At 69.2% G+C, this 20,244-nt stretch carries 29 protein-coding genes; 27 read left to right on the forward strand and 2 right to left on the reverse strand.

Translation table 11 applies throughout. The features are described 5' to 3' along the window. Positions 1-13: 13 nt before the first annotated feature. Positions 14-1,480, reverse strand: coding sequence for a hypothetical protein (locus tag L0D16_RS10650; RefSeq protein ID WP_243031889.1), 1,467 nt, complete (start codon positions 1,478-1,480; stop codon positions 14-16). A 164-nt stretch (positions 1,481-1,644) separates the two neighbouring features. On the opposite strand from L0D16_RS10650, the gene L0D16_RS10655 reads away from it, so the two are divergent. The 15 genes from L0D16_RS10655 to L0D16_RS10725 all read left to right on the forward strand — a co-directional run bounded on the left by L0D16_RS10655 (position 1,645) and on the right by L0D16_RS10725 (position 8,920). Then, on the forward strand, positions 1,645-1,941 hold the full coding sequence (locus tag L0D16_RS10655) for an SWIM zinc finger family protein (RefSeq protein ID WP_243031890.1): 297 nt from the start codon (positions 1,645-1,647) through the stop codon (positions 1,939-1,941). 59 nt (positions 1,942-2,000) lie between these two features. Further along, positions 2,001-2,162, forward strand: coding sequence for a hypothetical protein (locus L0D16_RS10660; RefSeq protein ID WP_243031891.1), 162 nt, complete (start codon positions 2,001-2,003; stop codon positions 2,160-2,162). Next, the gene (locus L0D16_RS10665; protein ID WP_243031892.1) at positions 2,159-2,299 is read left to right on the forward strand and encodes a hypothetical protein; all 141 of its coding nucleotides are present in this window, start codon (positions 2,159-2,161) and stop codon (positions 2,297-2,299) included. Before L0D16_RS10660 ends, L0D16_RS10665 begins: the two co-directional genes overlap by 4 nt. Continuing rightward, complete coding sequence (locus tag L0D16_RS10670) at positions 2,293-2,469, forward strand: hypothetical protein (RefSeq protein ID WP_172596975.1); 177 nt, start codon at positions 2,293-2,295, stop codon at positions 2,467-2,469. The genes L0D16_RS10665 and L0D16_RS10670 overlap by 7 nt, the downstream gene beginning before the upstream one ends. Positions 2,470-2,640: 171 nt before the next feature. After that, positions 2,641-4,224: an IS200/IS605 family accessory protein TnpB-related protein gene (locus L0D16_RS10675; RefSeq protein ID WP_243031893.1), complete on the forward strand. Its 1,584-nt coding sequence runs from the start codon at positions 2,641-2,643 to the stop codon at positions 4,222-4,224. 11 nt (positions 4,225-4,235) lie between these two features. Further along, positions 4,236-4,751: a Rad52/Rad22 family DNA repair protein gene (locus L0D16_RS10680; RefSeq protein ID WP_243031894.1), complete on the forward strand. Its 516-nt coding sequence runs from the start codon at positions 4,236-4,238 to the stop codon at positions 4,749-4,751. A 59-nt stretch (positions 4,752-4,810) separates the two neighbouring features. Beyond that, on the forward strand, positions 4,811-5,866 hold the full coding sequence (locus tag L0D16_RS12530) for a hypothetical protein (RefSeq protein ID WP_279231370.1): 1,056 nt from the start codon (positions 4,811-4,813) through the stop codon (positions 5,864-5,866). Further along, the gene (locus tag L0D16_RS10690) at positions 5,805-6,122 is read left to right on the forward strand and encodes a hypothetical protein (RefSeq protein WP_243031895.1); all 318 of its coding nucleotides are present in this window, start codon (positions 5,805-5,807) and stop codon (positions 6,120-6,122) included. The genes L0D16_RS12530 and L0D16_RS10690 overlap by 62 nt, the downstream gene beginning before the upstream one ends. Positions 6,123-6,171: 49 nt before the next feature. Beyond that, on the forward strand, positions 6,172-6,501 hold the full coding sequence (locus L0D16_RS10695) for a hypothetical protein (RefSeq protein ID WP_243031896.1): 330 nt from the start codon (positions 6,172-6,174) through the stop codon (positions 6,499-6,501). Further along, positions 6,498-6,713 (forward strand): hypothetical protein, encoded by a 216-nt coding sequence (locus L0D16_RS10700; RefSeq protein WP_039457888.1) that lies wholly within the window; start codon positions 6,498-6,500, stop codon positions 6,711-6,713. Before L0D16_RS10695 ends, L0D16_RS10700 begins: the two co-directional genes overlap by 4 nt. Next, entirely contained in the window at positions 6,676-7,308 is a 633-nt protein-coding gene (locus L0D16_RS10705; RefSeq protein ID WP_243031897.1) for a hypothetical protein, read from the forward strand. Before L0D16_RS10700 ends, L0D16_RS10705 begins: the two co-directional genes overlap by 38 nt. Positions 7,309-7,400: 92 nt before the next feature. Further along, positions 7,401-8,141, forward strand: coding sequence for an ATP-binding protein (locus L0D16_RS10710; RefSeq protein ID WP_243031898.1), 741 nt, complete (start codon positions 7,401-7,403; stop codon positions 8,139-8,141). Between the two features lie 139 nt (positions 8,142-8,280). Beyond that, positions 8,281-8,478 carry a hypothetical protein gene (locus L0D16_RS10715; protein ID WP_126206397.1) on the forward strand — a complete coding sequence of 66 codons (198 nt, stop codon included), beginning with the start codon at positions 8,281-8,283 and terminating at the stop codon, positions 8,476-8,478. Then, entirely contained in the window at positions 8,475-8,699 is a 225-nt protein-coding gene (locus L0D16_RS10720; protein WP_126177623.1) for a hypothetical protein, read from the forward strand. Before L0D16_RS10715 ends, L0D16_RS10720 begins: the two co-directional genes overlap by 4 nt. 2 nt (positions 8,700-8,701) lie before the next feature. Continuing rightward, on the forward strand, positions 8,702-8,920 hold the full coding sequence (locus L0D16_RS10725) for a hypothetical protein (protein WP_126177622.1): 219 nt from the start codon (positions 8,702-8,704) through the stop codon (positions 8,918-8,920). Between the two features lie 38 nt (positions 8,921-8,958). Here the strand turns inward: L0D16_RS10725 and L0D16_RS10730 are convergent, their stop codons facing one another. Next, the gene (locus L0D16_RS10730) at positions 8,959-10,188 is read right to left on the reverse strand and encodes an RNA-guided endonuclease InsQ/TnpB family protein (protein ID WP_243031899.1); all 1,230 of its coding nucleotides are present in this window, start codon (positions 10,186-10,188) and stop codon (positions 8,959-8,961) included. 135 nt (positions 10,189-10,323) lie between these two features. On the opposite strand from L0D16_RS10730, the gene L0D16_RS10735 reads away from it, so the two are divergent. The 12 genes from L0D16_RS10735 to L0D16_RS10790 all read left to right on the forward strand — a co-directional run bounded on the left by L0D16_RS10735 (position 10,324) and on the right by L0D16_RS10790 (position 20,115). Beyond that, positions 10,324-10,938: a hypothetical protein gene (locus L0D16_RS10735; protein WP_243031900.1), complete on the forward strand. Its 615-nt coding sequence runs from the start codon at positions 10,324-10,326 to the stop codon at positions 10,936-10,938. Positions 10,939-11,010: 72 nt separating this feature from the next. Further along, a complete protein-coding gene (locus L0D16_RS10740; RefSeq protein ID WP_124105495.1) occupies positions 11,011-11,373 on the forward strand; it encodes a DUF6788 family protein in 363 nt (120 codons plus the stop codon). 25 nt (positions 11,374-11,398) lie between these two features. Continuing rightward, a complete protein-coding gene (locus tag L0D16_RS10745) occupies positions 11,399-12,598 on the forward strand; it encodes a hypothetical protein (RefSeq protein WP_243031901.1) in 1,200 nt (399 codons plus the stop codon). Continuing rightward, positions 12,595-12,741, forward strand: a complete 147-nt coding sequence (locus L0D16_RS10750) for a hypothetical protein (RefSeq protein ID WP_014511355.1) — start codon at positions 12,595-12,597, stop codon at positions 12,739-12,741. Before L0D16_RS10745 ends, L0D16_RS10750 begins: the two co-directional genes overlap by 4 nt. Next, positions 12,734-14,584 carry a hypothetical protein gene (locus L0D16_RS10755; RefSeq protein WP_243031902.1) on the forward strand — a complete coding sequence of 617 codons (1,851 nt, stop codon included), beginning with the start codon at positions 12,734-12,736 and terminating at the stop codon, positions 14,582-14,584. Before L0D16_RS10750 ends, L0D16_RS10755 begins: the two co-directional genes overlap by 8 nt. A 1-nt stretch (position 14,585) precedes the next feature. Further along, complete coding sequence (locus L0D16_RS10760) at positions 14,586-16,385, forward strand: hypothetical protein (protein ID WP_243031903.1); 1,800 nt, start codon at positions 14,586-14,588, stop codon at positions 16,383-16,385. A 2-nt stretch (positions 16,386-16,387) separates the two neighbouring features. Next, entirely contained in the window at positions 16,388-17,152 is a 765-nt protein-coding gene (locus L0D16_RS10765) for a hypothetical protein (protein ID WP_243031904.1), read from the forward strand. Between the two features lie 31 nt (positions 17,153-17,183). After that, positions 17,184-17,396 carry a hypothetical protein gene (locus tag L0D16_RS10770; RefSeq protein WP_014632262.1) on the forward strand — a complete coding sequence of 71 codons (213 nt, stop codon included), beginning with the start codon at positions 17,184-17,186 and terminating at the stop codon, positions 17,394-17,396. Beyond that, the gene (locus tag L0D16_RS10775; RefSeq protein WP_124105490.1) at positions 17,396-17,602 is read left to right on the forward strand and encodes a hypothetical protein; all 207 of its coding nucleotides are present in this window, start codon (positions 17,396-17,398) and stop codon (positions 17,600-17,602) included. The genes L0D16_RS10770 and L0D16_RS10775 overlap by 1 nt, the downstream gene beginning before the upstream one ends. Then, positions 17,580-17,984, forward strand: coding sequence for a hypothetical protein (locus L0D16_RS10780; protein ID WP_014632264.1), 405 nt, complete (start codon positions 17,580-17,582; stop codon positions 17,982-17,984). The genes L0D16_RS10775 and L0D16_RS10780 overlap by 23 nt, the downstream gene beginning before the upstream one ends. Continuing rightward, positions 17,985-18,230: a hypothetical protein gene (locus L0D16_RS10785; RefSeq protein ID WP_124105489.1), complete on the forward strand. Its 246-nt coding sequence runs from the start codon at positions 17,985-17,987 to the stop codon at positions 18,228-18,230. Then, on the forward strand, positions 18,202-20,115 hold the full coding sequence (locus L0D16_RS10790; protein ID WP_243031905.1) for a S8 family serine peptidase: 1,914 nt from the start codon (positions 18,202-18,204) through the stop codon (positions 20,113-20,115). The genes L0D16_RS10785 and L0D16_RS10790 overlap by 29 nt, the downstream gene beginning before the upstream one ends. Positions 20,116-20,244 lie beyond the last annotated feature (129 nt).

The following is a 20,244-nucleotide window of genomic DNA, read 5'->3' on the forward strand; positions in this document are numbered from 1 at the left end:
CTTTCCCCCGGCCTCACACCCCGTACTCCCGGCGGAGCCTCGCCACCCGGGCCCGGGCGATGAGGCGGCGGGGGTCCTCGGGGGGTAGCCTCTCCAGGAGGGCCTCCCAGACCTCCAGGTCCTCTTTCAGGCGCTCGGCCAGGAGGAAGAGGTTCTCCGTGTCCCCTTGGGCCAACACCGCCTGCCTCAGGGCCTCCTCCAGCTCCAGGCGGAGTTCCTCCACCCCCGGGGCCTGGCTCCAGGGAAGGAGGGGGCCTTGGTAGAGGGCCAGGGCCTCCTCCAGGTCCCCCCGGGAGAGGGCTCTGAGGAAGGCCCTCAGGTCCGAGGGGGGAGGGTTTTCCAGGCGGTAAGGGGCACAGGAGATGCGGAAGCCCTTCTCCCGCAGGCGGTGGAGGAGGGCCTTCAGGGCCCCCGGGTTGGGCTCCCCGTAAAGCGCCTCCCCCAGGGCCTCTCCCGAAAGGCCTGCCTCGTGGGCAAGGAGGAGGGCCAGGGCCTCGGTGCCCCTGGGGCCCAGGGAGGGGAGGGGGCCTCCCCCGAGGAAGCGAAGGAGAGGGGTTCCGGCCTCTCCCAAAAGGAGGGCCCGGGCCTCCGGGCGGAGAGCGGGGGCGAGCCCCGGGGCCAGAGGGGCTTCCACCTCCACCCCGAGGGCCTTCAGGCGGGCTTCAGCCAGGAGGGCGTAGAGCGCCCCCTCCTCCCGCAGGAGGCCGTGGGCGGCGAGGAGGTGGGCCTCATCCCCCTCCCCAAGCCCCCGGGCGAGGAGGTAGAAGCCCCAAGGCCAGCCCTCCCGGGGGAGGAAGGCCTTAGCCCCTTCCAGAAGGAGCCGGACCTCGGGGGGGTCTAGGGCCAAGGCCCCGAGGACGAGGAAGCTCGCGAGGCTTTGCGGCTCCAGGAGGGGGAGAAGGCCCCGGAGGAGGTTTTTGGCCCGCCTCGGGCTTCCCCGGAGGAGGTGAGTAAGGGCCAGGGTGTGCCCCGCCAGCATCCGCACTCCCGGGAAGGGGTGGGGCAGGAAGGGCTCCGCCTCCTCCAGGACCTCCGGGAAGGGCTTCGTGCCGAAGAGGAGCTCCAGGCGCAGGTGGTGGAGGGTGGTCCAGGGGGAGGGGTCCTTGAGGCGGGCGAGGGCGGCGTGGGCCAGGGCCTCGGGCCGGCCCAGGCGCTCCAGGGCCACGGCCAGGGCCAGGTGGAGCCGAGCCTCCCCCTTGGCGTCCCCCCGGAAGCGGCGGAGGGCCTCCTCCAGGGCCAGGGCCCCCGCCTTTGGGGGTAGGGCCAGGCCCAGGTGGTAGAGGGTGAAGGGGGTCTGGGCCCTTCGGGCGGCCTCCAGGGCCAGGGTGCGGTAGGCCCGAAGGTCCCCCTTCCGCCCCTCAAGAAAGCCCAGGAGGGCCAGGCGCTCGGCCTCCAGGAGGCCTTCTTGGGGGGTTTGGAGGAGGGCTTCCGCCTCCCGGTCCCTGCCCTCCTCCAGGAGGCGGAGGGGGTGGGGTTCCATGGGGCCAGTCTACTCGTTTGCCGTCCACCTGGCCCTGCGGTGGGCACCCTGGGCCTTCCTCGGTGGTGTCTTGACTGCATTCCCTCTTTGACCCCTCTCATGTGTCTAAGACCGAGGGCCTGGGGGCCTAGCGGCCCCACGGGAAGCGGCGAAGGAGGTAGACGATGCCTCTAAAGGAAAGGCTCTTCCAGACCCTGGGCAAGCTGGAGAAGGCCAAGGCGCTCCTCGGGAAGGTCCACCCGGTGGCGGGGATGGACGGGCTTTTCGTGGTGGAGAGCGAGAGCCAGCCGGGGAAGCGCTACCTCGTGGACCTCGAGGCCGAGACCTGCACCTGCCCGGCCTACGCCCAGGGGAAGACCCGGCCCTGCAAGCACCAGGTGGCCGTGGTCCTCTCCCTCTGGCTCCGGGAGAAGCGGAGGGCTCAGGTGGAGACGCGGGCGGCGGAGCGCCCGGTGGCCTAGGCGGAAGAAGAGCAGGGGGGCGGGTCTTCCCCGCCCCTCGGCTTCGTTTGGAGGAAGGCATGGGAAGGTTTGTCGGGTATCTGGCGGGTTGGGGGAACGTTCTGGCCGCCCTGTGGCTCCTCTTCCGGTGGCAGGAGGGGGCCCCTTCGCCCCTGGCCTGGGGCGTCCCAGTCCTGCTCTTCGTCCAGGGGGCCTTCGTCCTCTTGAGGAGGGGGGCGTGAGCGTTCGCGCTAAGCTTCAGGCCCTGGCCCTCGCGGGCATGCGAAAGGATCCCCTGGGCCGCCCCCCGGTGGCCCCGCTGACCCGGCTCAGGGCGGGGCGGGGGCGCAGGCCCCAGGTGAGGAGAAAGGGATGGTAGAGCTCCTTCTGCTTCTCGGCCTTCTGGTAGGCCCTGTTCTCGCCCTCGCCCTCCTGGTGGGGCTTCTTGAGGAGACGGGCCTCGTGGCCAAGCCCGGGGAGGGGGACCCGGAGCGCCTCCGGTGGCTTCGGGACCTCTTTGACGAGGAAGGCGAGGGGGCCGCAAGGTAGCTTCGCTGACAGCGGCCCCACGGAAGAAGGTGGGAGGTGCAAACAGTTGAAAAATAACGCACCCCACTTCACCCTGACGTTCAAACGCTCCCGCTTTGCGGCGCCTCACCCTAGCGAACTCCCCCAATGTAAAGCCCACAGACGGGTATACTCCCTCCCAGGAGGCCCCAGGTGAAGGCCAAGCCTAAAGCCGCGCGGGAGCGCGCCAAAAAGAAGGCGAAGGCCTTCACCGGAGTCCAAGCGCTTCTCCTCTTCCCTTCTGAAGAGGACCACAAGGCCACCCTGGACCTCATGCGCCGCTTCTCCGCCGCCGTGCGCTACGCCTACAACCGCCTCCTGGAAGGTCAGACCAGGGAGGAACTCAAACGGGCAGACGGTCTCCTCTGCACCTCCTTCCGCCTCAACACCCGCTACGCCGACGACGCGATCCTGAAGGCCCAGGCCCTCCTGGACTCTGCCCGGGAGAGAGGAGAGGACCCCCGGAAGGTGGTCTTCGGGGGGAGAAAGCTCTTCCAACAGCTCAAGCGCAAACACCTCTCGGGTAAGCCCCTGAGGAAGCTCAAGCGGGAGTGGAGGGAAAAGAGGCAAGGCCTCCTCTACTCCCGAGGGGACAGGACCAAGGGGGGCAACCTGAACCTGAGGTTGGAAGCCGAGGGCGGGGCCCTATGGCTCCGCGTCAACCTGGGAAACGGGAGGTACGCTTGGGCTTTGGTCAAGACGGGCCACCCGAACCTCAACGCCCTCCTCCAGAGGGTGTATGCCTCCCTCCCCTACAACGTGGAGCTCTCCTTACGGGAGGGGAAGGTCTACGCCACCTTCACCTGGGAGGAGGAGCCCCCTCCCCTCGTGGCCAAGAAGGAGAACGGGGTCCTCGCCCTGGACGTGAACTCGGACCCCTACCACCTGGCCCTGGCGGTGGTGAGCCCTGATGGAAACCTCAGGAGGCACCTCACCCTCTCCCTTGAGGAAGTAGACCGCGCTCCGAACAGGGGGGCGAAGGAACTTCTGCTCTGGGAGGTGGCGCACCGGGTCGTTTCCCTGGCCCTGGAGTATGGAGTAGCCATCGCCACGGAACGCCTGAAGTACCTGAGGAAGTCCAGGAGGGGTGACGGCTCGGGGAGGGTCTTCAGGAGGAAGGCCCACCGCTTCGCCTACGCCTTCCTCCTCCGGAAGGTCCACTCCTTGGCCCGGAAGAGGGGTGTTCAGGTGGTGGAGGTGAACCCGCGGGACACCTCCACCATTGGGATGCTCAAGTACGCCCCCCAGCTTTCCCTCTCCAAGGACGTGGCCGCCGCTTACGTGATCGGGAGAAGGGCCTTGGGGTTCAGGGAGAAGCTTCCCAGGGGGTACGAGAGGCTCCTCCGGGACGAAAGCTTCAGGGGCCACGTCCAGGGCTTCTACGCCTCCAAGGTGCAGGAACTCCGGGCCAAAAAAGCGCAGGAGCGCAACCCCTACCTGAGGCGCAGGCTTTCCCGGGAGATCGGGAGGGCGAAGCGCCACCTGGCCTTGTTTTCAAGCCTTCAGGGCTCTTCGGGGAGCCAAGGGGAGGTCACCGATGGAAGGAACTTCCTTGGCGCCAATCCCTGGCGGGTCTTGAGGGCAGGCACTTTCCTTCCTCTCCTTAGGAACGCGGTGCCGCGTGACCTCTCCCCGTTGAAGGCCCTCCTTCACCGGGGAGCGTGGGAGGGGTGGAAAGGAAGCTTAGGTCCTCCTCCTGGTGGAGGGCCGGGGTGCGCTAATGTGCACTCTACTTGACCAGGTGAAGGATGACGGTGGCGGAAGCGATCGCCAGGCTCACCCGGCCCCTCACGGCGGAGGAGATCGAGTGGAAGGTGATCAGCGCCAAGAACGGGCAGACCACCATCGCCCCCTTCATCGACGCCCGGGCGGTGATGGCCCGCCTGGATGAGGCCTTCGGGCTCTTCGGGTGGCAGGTGCGCTACACCCCGGCCCAGGTGGGGGAGGAGCACGGGGTCATCGCCAGCATCGCCATCAAGAACCCGGAGACCGGGGAGTGGGTGGAGAAGCAGGACGGCTCCGGGGCCACAGACATGGAGCCCTTCAAGGGGGGCATCTCCGGGGCCCTCAAGCGGGCGGCGGTGGCGTGGGGCATCGGCAGGGAGCTCTACCGCTACCCCCGGGTGGTGATTGAAGGGGAGCACCGCTACATCCCCTTCAAGGTCCTGGAGAGGTTGAAGGGCCTGCCCGAGGCGGTGGCGGCGGGGAAGCCTCTCCCCGAGGTGATCCGCCTCAACGCCAACGGGGAGACGGTGAAGCGGTAGGCGAGGGAGGGCCGGGGGGTGGGAGGGCCCACCCCTCGGTCTCCTTTCGGAGGTGAGGGATGCTCGCGGTGGCGACCAAGGTGGAGGCCTCGAGGCTCAAGGAAGCCCTGAAGCGCATGACCCCTCCCCGGTACGGCCTGGACTACGTGAGCTTTGACGGGGCGAGGGTGTGGTCCACGGGCCCCGGCGGGGTGGAGGTGGAGGCCCGGGTGGGGGAGGGAAGCTTCCCCCCCGTGGCCCTCCCCCGCAGGCCCCTCCTGGGGCTCCTGGAGGAGGTGGAGGGGGAGGTGGAGGTGGCCCTCCTGGAGGGGCGGCTCCTGGTGCGGGGAGGCCCCCTCCGGGCGGAGCTCCACACCGCTCCTCCCTTCTCCCTGGCCGTCCTGGAGGAGGAGGGGGAGGAGATCTTCCGAGCCGGGGAAGACTTCCTGAAGGCCCTGAGGAGCGCCCTCGCCCTGGGCAGGCGCCTCACCAGCCACCAGGGCAAGGTCCTGGTGGAGGTGGAGGAGCCCCGGGTGCGGGTGGCGGCCACGGACGGGTACCGCCTGCACCTCTACACCGTGAGGGCCGAGGTCTTCCGGGAAGGGGCCTACCCCCTCCCGGCGCAGGCGGAGGAGGCCCTGAAGGGCCTGGAGGGGGAGGTGTCCTTCCGCCTGGCCTGGGACGGGAGGGCCCTGGTGGCCGTGGGCCGGGACGGGCGGGCGGGCCTGCCCCTCGCGGACGGAGGCTTTCCTCCCTACCGGGGCGTCCTTCCCCAGGTGCCCCCCGTGGGCCGGATCGGGGCGAAGAACCTCCTCGAGGCGCTGAAGCGGGCCCTGGTGGTGGCCGCCCCCCAGAACCACCCCGTGCGCCTCCAGGCGGGCGGGGGCGAGGTGCGGGTGCAGGCCCTGGACGAGGCGTGGGCCCCCGTCTCCGAGGAGGTCCTGCCCGGGGAAGGGGACGGCGAGGTGACGGTGAACGGGCGCTTCCTGAAGGAGGCCCTGGAGGAGGTGGAGGGGGCTGAGGCCGACCTCGCCCTCTACCCCGGCCCCAGGGCGCCCCTGGTGGAGGTGAGGGATGGGCGCTTCTACGCCCTCATCGCCGGACTTCTGCCTCCCCAAGACGGAGGCCAGGGCTAACCGGGCGGTCCGGGGGCTCCTGGAGGAGGCCGCCTTCGGCCTTCCCTTCCTGGGGAGCCGCCTCCTCCAGGAGCTCCTCTCGGGCAGAGAGGGGAGGAAGGCGGAGGCGCTCGTCCTCGCCCGGCTACGAAAGGACCCCTACCTCGCCACGACCGTCCTCCCCCTCCCCCTTCCCCCCGGGTGGAGGGAGGCGGCGGAGGAGGGGGCGAGGGGGGACCCGAGGGTGCCCCTCTTCCCGGAGCTTCTGGCGGCGTGAGGGCTTGGGGGGGCTAAAGCCCCCCCCGGGAAGGGGCGGGAGGTGAAGGATGCTCAGACTTGAGAACGAAGTGAGGCAGGTGTTTGAGGCGTATCGGAAGGCCCTGGAGCAGGCCCTCGAGGCCACCCTGGAGCGGACCAGGGCGAAGGAGGCCCTGGAGGAGGCCGTGGCCCAGGGCCTCCTCTCCGGGGAGGTGCAGGGCAAGAACGCCGAGGAGCGGGAGGCCAAGGCCCGCGCCCTCTACGCCGAGCTCTACCGGGCCTTGGCCGAGGCCGAGGAGCGCTACCAGAGGGCCAAGGCGGAGTTGGAGATCGCCCGGGCCTACACGGAGGAGGTGGGCCTCCTCGTGCGCCTGGTCTCGGAGGGGGTGCGGTTGTGAGCCGGGCCCTGACCCTCGCCTTGGTCCAGCTGGAGGTGGAGCTCCTCGCCGCCCTCCGGGCCCTGGAGGAGAGGGACGAAAAGGCGGTGGAGGCCTTCCTGGTGGCCGCCCACATCTCCCTCCTGGAGCTCAAGGACACCCTCCTCATCAAGGGGCTTCTGGTGGAGGAAGAGGATGGCCCCAAGGGAGCTCTTCCCGTGGATGGGGCTTAGGGAGCGGGTCCTCCTCGTCCTCTACTACGAGGGGCCGAAGGACCTGAAGGCCCTGGCCCTGGAGCTCGCCGAGCGGCCCCGGACCCTCCGCTACCTTTTGGAGCGGGTCATCCCCGCCCTGGAGAGGGAAGGGGCCCTGGTGGTGGAGGACGGGGTGGCCCGGCTCAGCCTGGAGAAGGCCCCGCCCGCCGAGCGCCAGGCTCCCGCCGAGCCCAAGGCCAAGCGGAGCAAGAGGAAGGAGCCGAGCCCCGTCCAGGCCCTGGCGGAGGCCAACCCCCACGTGCGGGGGCTCCTCCTCCAGGTGGGGAAGCGCCTTCCCAAGGAGGCCCAGCCCCTGGCCGCCTCCCACCCCGGGGTGCTCCTCCGGGCGGCGGAGGCGGTCCTGGCCTACCCCGAGGGGCGGCGGGCCAGCGCCCTCATCCTCTGGCTCCCCGAGGTCAGGGCCTGGGCCAAGACCCTCGGGGCGGAGGCGGTGGAGGAGGCCCTACGGGAGGCGGCCAAGCACGCCCGGGAGCCCTTCCCCTACGCCAAGAAGCTCCTCGCCAAAGCCAGACCCTCACCGGACGAGGAGCGGGGAGAGGTCCTGCTCTTCTAGAAGCTTTGCAGGCACAAGTGGTGGCACAACCGGTGGCACAAGTGTGTCAAGGAGGCTTCTAGACGGGGTTTTCGGGAAAAGGAGGCGAGGGAGTGGACCGGAGCAAGGTGGAGGAAATCCTGAAGACCTTGAAGGCGCGGGGGGTGGAGCACGACCCGGGGCTTCCCCCTTGCCCTCTGTGCGGGGCGCCCGCCCTCCGGGGGTACGATTTCCGGGCCCCCCACCGCATCGAGCACGATTGCGAGTGCGCCTACCGGGAGCCGGAGAGGTACCTGGCCGAGGTGGGGAGGGTCTGGCGGCGGTGGTATTGGAGCCGGGTCTACCGGGAAAGCCTCCCCCCCGCCTACCGGGGCTACCTGGAGAGGCCCTGGGAGGGGAGGCGGGAGGTCCTCGAGGCCGTGGTGGGGTGGCAGAGGGAAGGGGGCGTGCTCTACCTCTTCGGCCCCCCGGGAACGGGCAAGACCCACCTGGCGGTGCGGGCGGCCTGGGGCAAGGCCCAGGAGGGGAAGCGGGCCCTCTTCCTCTCCGAGTGGGAGTTCTACGAGCGGGCCCGCCTCGAGGCCCAAGACCCCGAGGCCCCGAGGCTTCTGGACCAGGTGGACGTCCTGGTCCTGGACGACCTGGGCAAGGCCCGGCTCACCCCCTTCGCCGCCGAGGTCCTCTTCGGCCTGGTGGAGGCGGCCCATCGGAAAAGCCTGGACCTTCTCCTCACCTCCAACTGGGCCCCCGAGGAAGCGGCGAGGCGGCTTGGGGAGAACGCCGAGGCCCTTCTCTCCCGGGTGGGGCGGGCCGTGGAGGTGCGGGGGCCGGACCGGAGGCGGAAGGCGGGCTAGGGGAGGGGTGGAGGGCATGCGCGAAAGTTTTCTTTCGCGCAAATAGGAAGGGAGAAGGCCTCAAAAGCGCCCTCCCCAAGCCCTCTCAGGGCCCGGGGGCCTAGCGGCCCCACGGGAGGGGGTAGGAGGCAAGGAAAGCATGAAAGCGGTGCTTATCATCTTAAAAAACGGCAAGCTCGTGCGGCGGGAGCGGCGCTTCCCCGACTGGAAGGCCTACGAAGCCTTCCTCGAGGCCCTGGCCCGGGGGCGGTGGGCGAGGACCTACCGCTCGGGGGCCTACCTCGAGGCCAGGCGGCAGGGCCTCTACCTGGAGGTCTTGGGGAGGGAGGAAGGATGAGGCGGGTGGTCATCCGCTTCGCGGACGGCACCACCACGAGCTTCGACCTCGTGGAGGAACGCCTGGAGCGGGACCTCCGGCACCACCTGGGCTTCTTCCCCGGCAAGAGGGTGGCCCGGGTAGAGGAGCAGATCTACGACCCCACCCACCCTCGGAGGTTCCGGTACGAGCGGCGGGAGGACCTCGAGGCCCTCTGTCTTAGCTACACGAAGGAAAGATAGGTATGGAGTTCGCGCGAGTCCTCAAGCAGGCGGAAGAGCGGCTACGCTTCCTGGGCGAGCCCCACTACTCCGGCCTCTCCGACCGCCCCTGGCCCATGGTGCCCTGGGAGGGGCGGATGGTGCGGCTCGCCCGGGAGATGCGGGTGGACGGTTGGAGCGTGTGGTACGAGGTCCTGGGCCGGGAGGGGGTGGTTCTCTACGCCCTCGAGGCCCGCGTGTAAGGCGCTGACATCCTCCCCGTTCTGAAGAACGGGGGCTCCTACGCGGAGCTTGCGAGGTTGGAGTCTGTATGAGCCGAAGCCCACACCTTTACCCCATCCAGCCCCTCCCCCACGGGAGGAGCCTGTCCGGGTTGCCCCAGACGGGCCGTGTCAGGCGGCCCCTGCCGCAGCACATCAAGCGCAGCGGCAGCGATGTTGAGACTGGCTACCACATCGGCATTGCCCTGGTAGCCGCAGGCCACACATCGGAAGTGGCTCTGCTCAGGTCGGTTGGCCCGGCTAGCATGGCCGCACTTCGGGCAGGTTTGGCTGGTCTTGCGGGGGTCCACGAACACCACCCGCACCCCCGCCCGCTCGGCCTTGTACAGCACAAAGTCGACCAGTTGCCGGAAAGCCCAGCTCGAAACCATGCGGTTAAACTTCTTGCTTCCCCGCACCCGGTCCCGGATGCCGTCCAGCCGCTCAAAGGCCAGCACGGGATTGGGGTACCGGAGCGCCAGGTCCACCAGTTGTCGGCTGACCTTGTGGTTGAGGTAGGTCATCCAGCGTCTCTCTCGGTCGCCCATGGCCCGCACCCGGTCGGTGCGACGGTGGCGTTGCAAACGCTGGCGCAGGGAAGCGAACCGCTCCCGGCGATGGCGGATGGGCTTGCCGTTCACCACAAACACGCCTTTGGGATGCTTGGCCGTAGCCAACCGAACGATGCCCAGGTCCACCCCGATAACGGTGGGTTCACCGTTCCCGCCACGGACGGTAGGGGTGGTGGGCACCTTAAGGGGCAACATGACAAACCAGTCGTGCCCCCTTTTGAAGAGCCTTGCATCCCCCTGGACGTACTGGAGCCTGTCCCTCCACTGCGGGGGAACCGACAGGGGAAACCAGAGGTACTGGCCCTTCTGTCCAGTGGAAACCCGAAGGGTCGTGCCCACGACCCGGTAGGCGTTAACTCCCAGCCCTATCCCCTGGCTACGAACCACCGTGGGCTTGCCCACCTTCCGCTTGCCCTTGCGCAGTCCGAAGTGGCTACGGACAAGTTGCACGACCTGATTGATGGCCATGCGGCAGTAGTCGGAGGGCAGTCCCAGGGCACGGACCTTCGGGTAGGTGGCGGCATGGATTTTCCCCCTATTGCTGGTTTTGGCGCTCAGGGCGAAATCGAGGCCCAACTGCACCCCCTGGCGGAAGCGCTCGGCGGTCTGGTCCAGCCAGGCTCGCTTGGCCTTGCTGGGGGAGCGCAGTTTGAGCACCACGGTTTCTGCCCTGTGCATGATGGTATTGTGGCACATCGGCGGATGGATGCGCTACACCGGGCTTCACCCGGCTTCCGTTTCCTCCCCGCATTGAAATGCGGGGCATCCGCGGAAGGAGTTTTGTGAAAGGCCCTTCGGGGCATAGTGGGAGGTATGGATGCGAAAGGAATCCTGAAGACGGCGCGCTTGGCTTGGCTTCTCGCCCTCCTCCCCCTCCTCGCCGCCTGTGGGGAGCTCCCCGGGGCGGGGACGGAGGGGGAGTACCAGCTCTTGAACGCCGAGGAGCTCAGGATGCGGATCACCGCCTGGAACGGGACGCCCTTCCAGGGCACCCTCAGGGTGCTCACCCGGGAGGCGCCCGTGGTAGACGGGCGGGTCTACCTCTCCCTCCGGGGCCTCGTCCCCACCCCCGACCCCTACCTGGACACGGACCCCTGGTGCACGGGCACCCAGGTCCAGGTGGCCTGGTGGAACGGGCGGAACGAGGTCAGGGGCGGGCTCTTCTACCCCGACGGCCTCGAGGCCCGCCTGGTCCTCCTTCCCCGGGCCCTCCCCTACCCCTACCCCGCCGAGGAATACTGGGCCCTGGTCTACACGGGAGAGGGGGTGGTGAAGAAGGGCCTCCAGGCGTGCGGGGGGAGGCAGGTCCAGTACGACCTGGAGCTCTCCCCCGGATGGAACCTGGTCTACGCCGAGCCACCCACCCCGGAGCACGCCGCTTGGGTGTACGGCAGGCGGGAAGCCTACTGGAAGGTGTCGTGGTACTGAGGCCGGGGCAGTCCCGGTCCCTTCCTGTCTTAGCTACAAGGCAGGTAAACTTCAGGGGAGTGTGTAGCTAAGATGCCCTCGGAAGCCCTCGCCAAGGCCCTCGCCCGCTTAGAGGCGGAGCTCGCCGACCTCGAGGCCCGCCTGGAGGAGGAGCGCAAGGCCCTGGAGGCCCTCTCCCCCCTCCCCGTCTACTGGCGGCGGGTCAGGTGCGGGAAGGAGCGTTGCCGGAAGTGCCCCCACGGGCCCTACCCTTACCTCAAGGTGAAGAAAGGGGGCCGGTGGCGGTGGAAGTACCTGGGCAAGGGGTGGCAACCGCCCGAGGGCTTCGTCCGGCCCCGGGAGTTCCTGGAGGCCCTGGCCCGCTACCGGGCCCTTCTAAGGCGGCGGGAAGCCCTCCTGGAGCGCCTGGCGGAGGCGGAGCGGGCCCTTAGCTAAGCACACATTGCTATAATGCGGTATTATGCGCCGCATCATGTTGCCACTTCTCTCCTTCCTGGGCCTCGCCCTCGCCCAGGGCACCACCTGCTCGGTGAGCTACACCCCTCCTAACTACCCGGAACTTCCCGTGGGGAGGCCCCAGGTCTACCTCACCGTCTCCCCCACCGCCCTGGCCTCCCCCGGCTCCTTCACCGTGCGGGCCTGGACCTCCTCCCCTTCCACCACGGCCTGGGTGCGCATTCGGTGGACGAGGAGCGAACTCGCCCTCGGAAACGTGGAGCCGTGGAACCCCATTTACACCCTCCTCTCCCCCAACCCGGTCCAGGGGTGCCCCGAGGTTCAGGTGTCCACCCGAAGCCTCTCCTTCCGGGACAACGGCTTCCACCACTTCACGGCGGAGGCCTTCGTCTACTGGAAGGAGTGGCGGGAGGACTGGTCCTGCAAGTACCGGGACTTCCAGGGTGAAGAGCAGACGACCACGGTGACCACCTCTGGGGGCGCGCCGGGGTCTCCCTACTACGCCTGCACCCTCCTCCGGGGCTACTGGGTGCCCCTGAGCGGGACGATCTCCACCTCGGGGCGGGGGGCGGCCTACCTCACCTGGGAGCGGGAGCTCTCCTACGATCAGGTCCTCCACGAGTTCGCCCACCGTCTGGTGGAGGACCACAAGCAGGCGGGGGCCTCCATGCTCGCCTACGCCTACGCCAAGGAGGTCCCGGAGCCCGTGCGGAGCGCCCTCGCCAAGGTGGCCCAGGGGTACTTCTACGACTGTAATCGCCTCGGGATCTGTAAGAGGGCGGACCCGGCGGGGGAGATCAAGGTCCTCACGGACGTCCCCAGCATCCTCTACGGCCTCCTCTACACCGGGAGGCTTTGCGGGGGGTTCATCACCTTCTGCTTCGGCCAGCAGAACGCCCGGGGCGCGGACATCGGCCCCAAGGTGGAGATCAAGACCTTCCTCATGGTCAAGGGGTTTCGGCACGACTACCTCCTCATGGACCGGGTGATCCCCCGCAAGTACTACGACCCCTCGGACCCCGAGTACGGGGCGGTGCCTGAGGACGAGCGGAACCAGGTCCTCCAGGGGTGCCAGACCTACAAGGACACCCCGGAGGGCAGGCGGTGCCTGGCCCTGGCGGAGACCCCCACGGGCCTGGTGCCCACGCTGAAGACCCTCTTGATGATTGACCCCATGTTTCAGCGGGGGAGGCAGTACCCATGACCTGGATCCGTTGGGCCATCGGTGTTTCGGCGGGGATCGTCTTTGCTCTCGCATACGGTTCTTCCTGGTTTTTCGCGGGCCTCCTCTGGCCCGTGGTCCTTCATCTGGTGGACGCCTTTTCCCAGGAGGTGAGAGGTGCGTAAGTTCGTTCTCCTCCCCTTCCTCTCTCTAGCCCTAGCCCAGGTGGGCCTCGTGGACGGCCCTCGTCCCTCCACGGAGGTGCGGGGGACGCTCCAGGGGAACGCCCGGGAGGGGTACAGCGTGGTGGTGGAGTTCCTGGTGGAGACGGGGGCAGACCCCATCCAGGGTTCCACCAACCAGACCCTCGGGTGGAACGGGAAGCTTTACCTCTGCATTTCCGGGTGCGACTACTTCACCCTCTCGGGGTACGCTCCGAACACTCCCTACAACGGGGCGGTCTTCAACCTCTACGACTCCCAGAACCGCCTCCGGGGGCGGGCCTCGGTGAGCACGGTCTACGACTCCCAGAACAGGCCCTCCTACCACCAGGTGCAGTACGCCGTCTGGCCCCTCCAGGGGGCCAAGACCTGGATGCCCTCCCCGGACAACCCCGTGCCCCTGGAGGCGGGGGGGTGGCTTTCCGTGAGGCCCCCTGGAGGAAGCGCTAGGGAGCGGTACCGCTACCCCGGCATGGAGTCCTACCGGCCCCCTTCGGTCCAGGGGTCCATCCTCTCCGGCATCTCCCCGGCGGACCGGGACGTGGTGGCGAAGAGCGTCCTCTCCTCCCTGGGCGATCTCCGGGCCTTCTACGCCCGCCAGCCCCGGGGGAGCACCCTCTGGTTCTTCGTCCCCGAGGTCTCCGTGTGGACCCAGACCCTGGCCCGGGAGTTCAGGGCGAAAAACGGGGGCCAGGAGCGCTTCGTGGTCCCGGAGGGGACGGCGAGGAGCTACTGCTCCCTCTACCGGAGCGACTCCCGCTTCCACGTGATGCCCCGGGACACCCTCTCCAAGGAGCAGGCCTTCGCCGTCATCTACCCGCCCTCCGGGGACACCCAGAAGGGGGCGGTGATGGCGGGGCGCTACCTGGTGGACCGCCCGGACTGGCAGGAGACGGACTACCTCTCCTTCACCACGCCCCTCTCTCCCACTCAGGAGGGGCTTCCCGAGGCCCGGGCTCTGGTGTGGGGGTACATCTCTCAGGCGAACCTGAAGGCCCGGGTGGAGTTCAAGGAGTGGACCCTTTCGTCCTGGGCCAACCTCTCCTTCACCCTTGACCAGGAGGCCTCCTGGGACGGGGTCTTCTCCCGGGACGCGGGCCGAGGGGAGGAGTCCTTCTACCTGGACGGCTTCCCCGACGGGTCCAGTCCCTACACCGTGCGGGACACCGCCGGGCGAAATAGGGGGACGGCCCAGGTGGTGGCGAACAAGGAGCTCGTGGGGTACGAACTGGACCAGAACGCGGGAGCTTCCTTTGACACCGGGGTTTGGGCCAACGAGATCAACGGGCTCCGGTTTGGCGTGTGGGTGAAGGGTAAGTACGAATACTTCACCGCCTACGACTGCTCCTGGACGAGGCGGGTGGGGCTTACGGACATCTACGCCTGCAAATACAAGGACGACCAGGGGCGATACCGGGGAAGCGGGGCCATCGGCGCTTGGTGGCGCTACCGCCACGTGACGGGGACCGTCTACCCCCTGGTGCCCCAGTACGAGGTCAAGGGGTACAGCGTCTATGTGTCCCTCAAGGGGTGGCAGGAGACCTGGCGCTACGCCAGCGACAACGACCGCCCCGTGGAGCCCTTCGGGTACGTGACGGCGGAGGGGAAGCGGTACCGGATCCCCGGCCTGGAGGGCTACCTGATGCCCACCGGGAGGGACCTTGAGGTGGCCGAGGGCGACCCCTACGTGAGCTACATCACCCGCTCCCTCTCGCCCCAGGGGAACCCCCTCGCCGGGACGGGGAGGGAGGAGGCCAAGGTGTGGTTCAAGCCCCTCAGGGACTGGTGCGCGGAAAGGGGGTTGTGAGATGCGGTGGGTTTGGGCGCTCTTCCTCTTCTCCCTGGCCCTGGCCCAGGGGCCTACCTACGAGGAATGGACCAAGTACCTGCTCTCCGCCCCGGACTACCGCCTGGAGCAGGTCCTGAAGGGGAAGTGGCCCTACCTGGAGGTCCTGAGGAAGGACCGCCTTAGGGACTACCAGGGAGGGGCCACCACCCCGGAGGCCCAGGCCCACGAGTTCTACCTCCCCCTCTCCAGCCTCGAGGCCACCCGGGAGGTGGCGCGGGACCTCCGCAAGGCGTGGCAACGCTTTGAAGAGCGCTACTACTGGAGGGTCATCACCGAGCTCAACAACCCCGCCTTCTGGTTCGCCTACTGCCTCGCCGGGGTGAAGGGGCCGGAGCTAAATCCTCCTCTCCCCGAGTTCAAGCTCATGGTGCCCTCCGAGGGGGTGGACACGGCCTTCCTTCAGGCGGCCACCCGGTCCTCCCCCCTGGATCTGGGGGCGTGGGCCTCGGCGGGGCTCCACAAGCTGGACAAGTACCTCCCCGTGCCCCAGGTGGACCCGAAGGAGTTCTGCGACGGGCTCGAGATGCAGATCCTGCCCCTCATGTATATCCCGGGGTTCAAGGTCCTGGTCCAGGGGTACGAGGTCTTCCGCACCCCGGGCTACCCCTCCCGCCCCTTCTGGTTCAACGAGGCGGAGGCCAACGCCCGGGTGGAGCGGGCGATGCAGAAGGCCCTCACGGACTACTACGCCGATTACCTGAAGGAGGTCTCCCAGATCCTCCTCACCCCGAGGCCTTCCACGCCCCAGGACCTCCTCTCCCTCCTCCCCAAGGACTTCAAGAGCCTGGGGAGCCCCAAGGCCTACCTCCCCGTGCCCTGGCAGGGCCACCTCCTCGGGGCGGGGAGCGTGGTGGCCCCGGTCTACACCGAACTCTTCCCCGTGGACCTCACCGCCCTCTGGGACCAGGTGCAGGCCATCTGGGACACCTACAAACGGCTCATCGACCGGGCGGGGAGCGACCTGGAGAAGGTGTACCTCTACGTCCACTTCTACCGCTCGGCCAAGACCCTCTTTGACTCCCGGGCCTTCCTGGGCCTGCCCGGGGTGGACGCTTTGAAGGAGAACCTCAAGAACCTGGTGGACGCTCCCCTGAGGGCGCTCACCGGGGCGGTCCCCGTCCTCAAGGGGTGCGCGGGGGACCTGGACCGGGTGGTCTCGTGCGCGGCCACGGCCCTCATGACCCTGGACCAGGCGGTGAAGGCCAAGGGGGAGGTGGAAAAGCTCACCGGGGGGAAGCCCCAGGATGAGCCCCTGAAGGCGAAGGAGGCCCCAGGCCTCTGGAAGTACGAGGAGGCCAAGCGCTGGCTTCCTCCCTCGTCCCTCCCCGTCTACGAGGCCTTCGGGTACGCCACCTTCTTCCAGGGCACGAACTTCCTGGAGGTGACCACGGTCCCCGACATCCGCAATGTGGACCTCTCCCAGGTGAACCTGGGGAACTGGATGGGCTGGGCCTGGGGCCAGCTCTCCCGCCTGGTGGTCTACTGGCACACGCCCCTCACCATCGACATCCGGGTGGAATACTGCCCCCCTTGCGTCATCGCCTACCCCTCGCTTCCCCTGGAAGGCCCGGCGCAACCCCTAGGGGTGCCCCCCTACGTGCTTCCCTTTAGCTTGGAGCGGACGCATTGGCGGTGGGTCTCCGTGCCCGAGGGGTACGAGGTGCCGGGGGTGCGGGGAGCCCCCTACACCCTGGTCTCGGACCTTTCGGCCTACGCCCTGGACCTGAGGGCGCTCTATCGGCCCCTCCTCGGGAGGTGAAGATGCGGAAAGCGTTCTTGACCCTTTTGGTAGCCCTTACCCCGGCCCTGGCCCAGTTCGACTGGCTCTCCAACCTGGACTGGGGCGGGATCAGCAACAACCTGAACAAGGTCAGCCAGGTCCTCTCGTGCGACCCCAGTAGTCTCGCCCAACTGGACTTCTCCCAGCCCTCCCTGGTCCTCCGGGGGGTGTACCGGGTGACGAAGTGCGTCCTGTGCACCACCCTCAAGATGTGCGGCCTCCCGGACGACATGCTCTACCCCGCCTCTTGGGGAGAGATCCAGAGGGCCCTCCAGAGCGGCCAGGAGGTGATGGTGGTGGGCTCGGGGGCCGGGGTGGAGGCTTTGGCCCGCTACCTCGGGCTCATCCTGCACGGAGGGGGGTGCCAGAACATCTCCTACGGGGGGGTGCCCATCTACACCTGCCCGCCGGGAGGGATACGGATTCCTAAAGCGTACATCGTCACGGACGGGCGGACGGCCAGGAAGCTGGAGGCGGAGCTGAAGGAGGCGGTGAAGGAAGGCCTCCTCAAGGTGGTGGCCGTGGGGGGTGAGCGGGATGCCCCGGAGCTCTCCGGGGTCATCCTGGGTCTGCCCATCCTTTGGGCCGGGGGGAAGGGCTACCTCTTCGCCCCCGGATACAGCACCCCGGATCGCTGGCTCTGGCTCACCCCGGACGGCCCCGTCTCCAGCAAGGTGGCCCTGGTGATGCGCCTAGCCACGAGCTACGTGGTGAGCGCCTCGAGGAGGCAGGAGGAGGTGAAGTGACTTGGGGGCTTCGCCCCACGGGAGAAGGCGTATGCGGACGGATCTCGCGGAGTTCTGGCGGATCGTGGAGGAGGCTAGCGTGGTGAAGGTGGACGGTACCGGGCAATACTACCTGGTGCGCCATCCCGAGCTCGGGTGGCGGCTCTACCAGCGGGGGATTGAGGCGGCCTTTCTCCTCGCCGAGGGGGAGGAGGCGCTTTTCTGGGCCCCGGAGTTCCGGGTGCCGTTGCCGGAGGTGGCGTGATGGCGTGCCCCATGTGCGGCGGAACGGGGCGCATCACGATCCGCCTCCCCGATGGCCGGGAGCTGGAGACGGCCTGCCTGGAGTGCCTGGACCGGGAGGCGGAGGACTTTGAGGAGGAGGAAGATGAAGAGGGCGTCTTCGTTCCCTGGGAAGTGCTGGACCTCCTCATGGAGCGCGAGGACGATGAGGGGTACTGGATCCCCTAGGGCCCTTCTCTTCGCCCTCGCCCTCCTCCTCCCCGCCCTGGCCCAGGGCTTACCCCAGGTGCGGGAGCTCTCCGAGCGGGAGCTCTACTGGTTCCTGGCGAACCGGACCCAGGAGGTGGTGGCCGTGGGGCTCCCCCCGGCCTCCCTGGGGGAGGCCCTGAAGGAGAAGCGCCTCACCCTGGTCCTGGGGCGGGAGGCGCCTCCTCCCTGGGCCCGGGGGGCGAAGGTGGTGCGCCTCGGGGGGACGCCCATGGCCGGGTGGTTCCTCCTGGCGGACGGACGGTTCTTCGTGGCCCCCAAGGGGGCGGCCTTCGTGGTGGTGGAAAGCCCGGAGGTGGTGGCGGTTCTCCGGGGGTACTTCGCTGTGGCTTGGGGGAAGTAAATGCGGGTTCTCCGGTTTGACGGAAGCCAGAAGCGGCGAGTCTACGAGACGCCCATGGGGGACGGGTGGGTCCAGGAGTGGCCCACGGGAAGGTGCCGGGCCTGGTGGGAGGGCCCCGAAGGGGAGCGGGAAGACCTCGGGGACTTCCCCAGCCTGGAGGAGGCCTACGAGGCCCTCGAGGCGGCCTTCGCCCGGCGGGTAGCGGAGGTGGGCCTGGATGAGGAGGACCTGGAGCCTCCTTTTTAGCCTGCTCCTTTTGACGGGGTGCGCCCTCGAGGCCCCCCTCCTCCGGCTCTCCCTGGGCCAGGAGAAGGTGCGGGCTCGGGAGGGGGAGACGGCCACCCTCCCGGCGCGGGTGGAGGCCAGGGGGCTCAGGGCCCGCCTCTTCGTGGAGGGCCTTCCCCCGGGGATGACCCCTCCTCCCCTGGAGGTGGAGGGCAAGGAGGAGCTCTCCCTCGCCATCCCCGCCCGGGAGGCCGGGACCTGGGAGGCCCGGGTGGTGGCCGAGGGCGGGGGGATGCGGCGGGAGGCCCCCTTCCGCCTGGTGGTGGAGAGCGCTTCCTCCCAGGATCTCTACCTGGAGGGCGCGGTCTACGTGGGGGAGGCGGAAGCCGCGCCCCAGGCGGCGGGCGTCCTCCGCTACTGCCCCACGGGGTGCTCCGGGAGGCCCCTGGGCGGGGGCTGGTACCGGGCGGAGGGGCTTCAGCCTCTGGCCTCAAGGACGGAAGGCCTCCCCGACCGCCCCGTGCGGGCCCAGGGGGGCGAGGCCGAGCCCCTCTTCCCCGAGGAGTGGAACCTCCCCCTGGCCCGCTTCCCCGAGGCCTGGGCCGAGGCCACGGGGGAGGGGGTGGTGGTGGCGGTGGTGGACACCGGGGTCCTCCCCGGCCACCCCGACCTCGAGGGCGTCCTCCTTCCGGGGCTGGACCTCGTGGACGGGGACACCGACCCCACGGAGCCCAGCACGGGAAGCCCCCTCCAGACCTTCCACGGGAGCCACGTCTCCGGGGTCCTGGCGGCGGCCTGGAACGGGGTGGGGATGGCGGGGGCCTCCCAGGCCCACATCCTCCCCATCCGCCTCCTCACCCCCGAGGGGACGGGGCGGGAGAGCGACCTCCTCCTCGCCCTCCGGTGGGCGGCGGGGATCCCCGTGCCGGGGCTTCCCCCAAACCCCCACCCGGCCCAGGTGGTGAACCTCTCCCTGAGCGGGGAAGGCCCCTGCTCCCCCGCTTTGCAGGAGGCCCTGGACGAGGTGAGGGCCCGGGGCGTCCTGGTGGTGGCGGCGGCGGGGAACTACGGGCGGGACTTCCGGGACTACTTCCCCGGGAACTGCCGGGGGGTCCTCACCGTGGGGGCGGTGGGGTCCGACGGGAGGCTCGCCTCCTACTCCAACCGCTCCGCCCCCCTCCTCGCCCCCGGGGGGGACGGGGCTTCCGGGGTCCTGGGCCCCACCCTGGGGGGACACCGCCTCCTCAAGGGGACGAGCCAGGCGGCCCCCCACGTCTCGGCGGCCCTGGCCCTCCTTCGCTCCCGGGGGGCGGCCTCCCCTGAGGCCCTGGAGGGGGCCCTCCTCGCGGGGAGCAGGTCCACCCCGGAGGGGAGGCTTCTAGACGCCTTCGCCGCCCTGAAGGCCCTGGAGGGGGGCGGGGTGGCCTTGCGGGTGGAGGGCCGCCTGGCCCTGAAGCCCGGGGAGGAGGGGAGCCTGGCCGTGGAGGTCCTAAGCCCCTACCCGGTCCCCGTGCGGGTGGCGGCGGAAGGGGGGCTTGCCGCCTACCTCGCCCCGAACCCCGCCCAGGGCACGGCCCACCTCCGGGTGCGGGCGCCCACGGGGACGGCCCCCGGGGCCTACCGGGTGCGCCTGGAAGGGGGTGGGGCTGAAGCCACGGCGGAGGTCCAGGTGGAGGCCCTTCCCGCCCGGGTGGTGCTCTCCGCTTGCTCCGAGGGGGGCGCTTGCCGGAGCCTCGCCCTGCCCTCGGAAGGGGGGCCTTTCCGGCTTGAAGGCCTCTCCCCCGGGACCTACCGCCTCCTCGCCTTCTTGGACCGGGACGGAGACGGGGCCCTGGACCCGGAGGAGCCCCGGGGGGAGGCGGAGGCCAGGCCCCCGGCCGCAGGAACCTGGCTACGGGTTCGCTGAGGGTAGACCCTCGTAGGAGCATGGCTCCATAGGCGGCTCTTGGGAGGCCCGGAGTGGTCGTGTAAGGATTTATGTGTAATACCCTTTCTTGTTGTATTCTTCGTCCATGACCGTGGCCGACCACCTGAC

The sequence above is a fragment of the Thermus altitudinis genome (genome assembly GCF_022760835.1).
Taxonomy (GTDB): domain Bacteria; phylum Deinococcota; class Deinococci; order Deinococcales; family Thermaceae; genus Thermus; species Thermus altitudinis.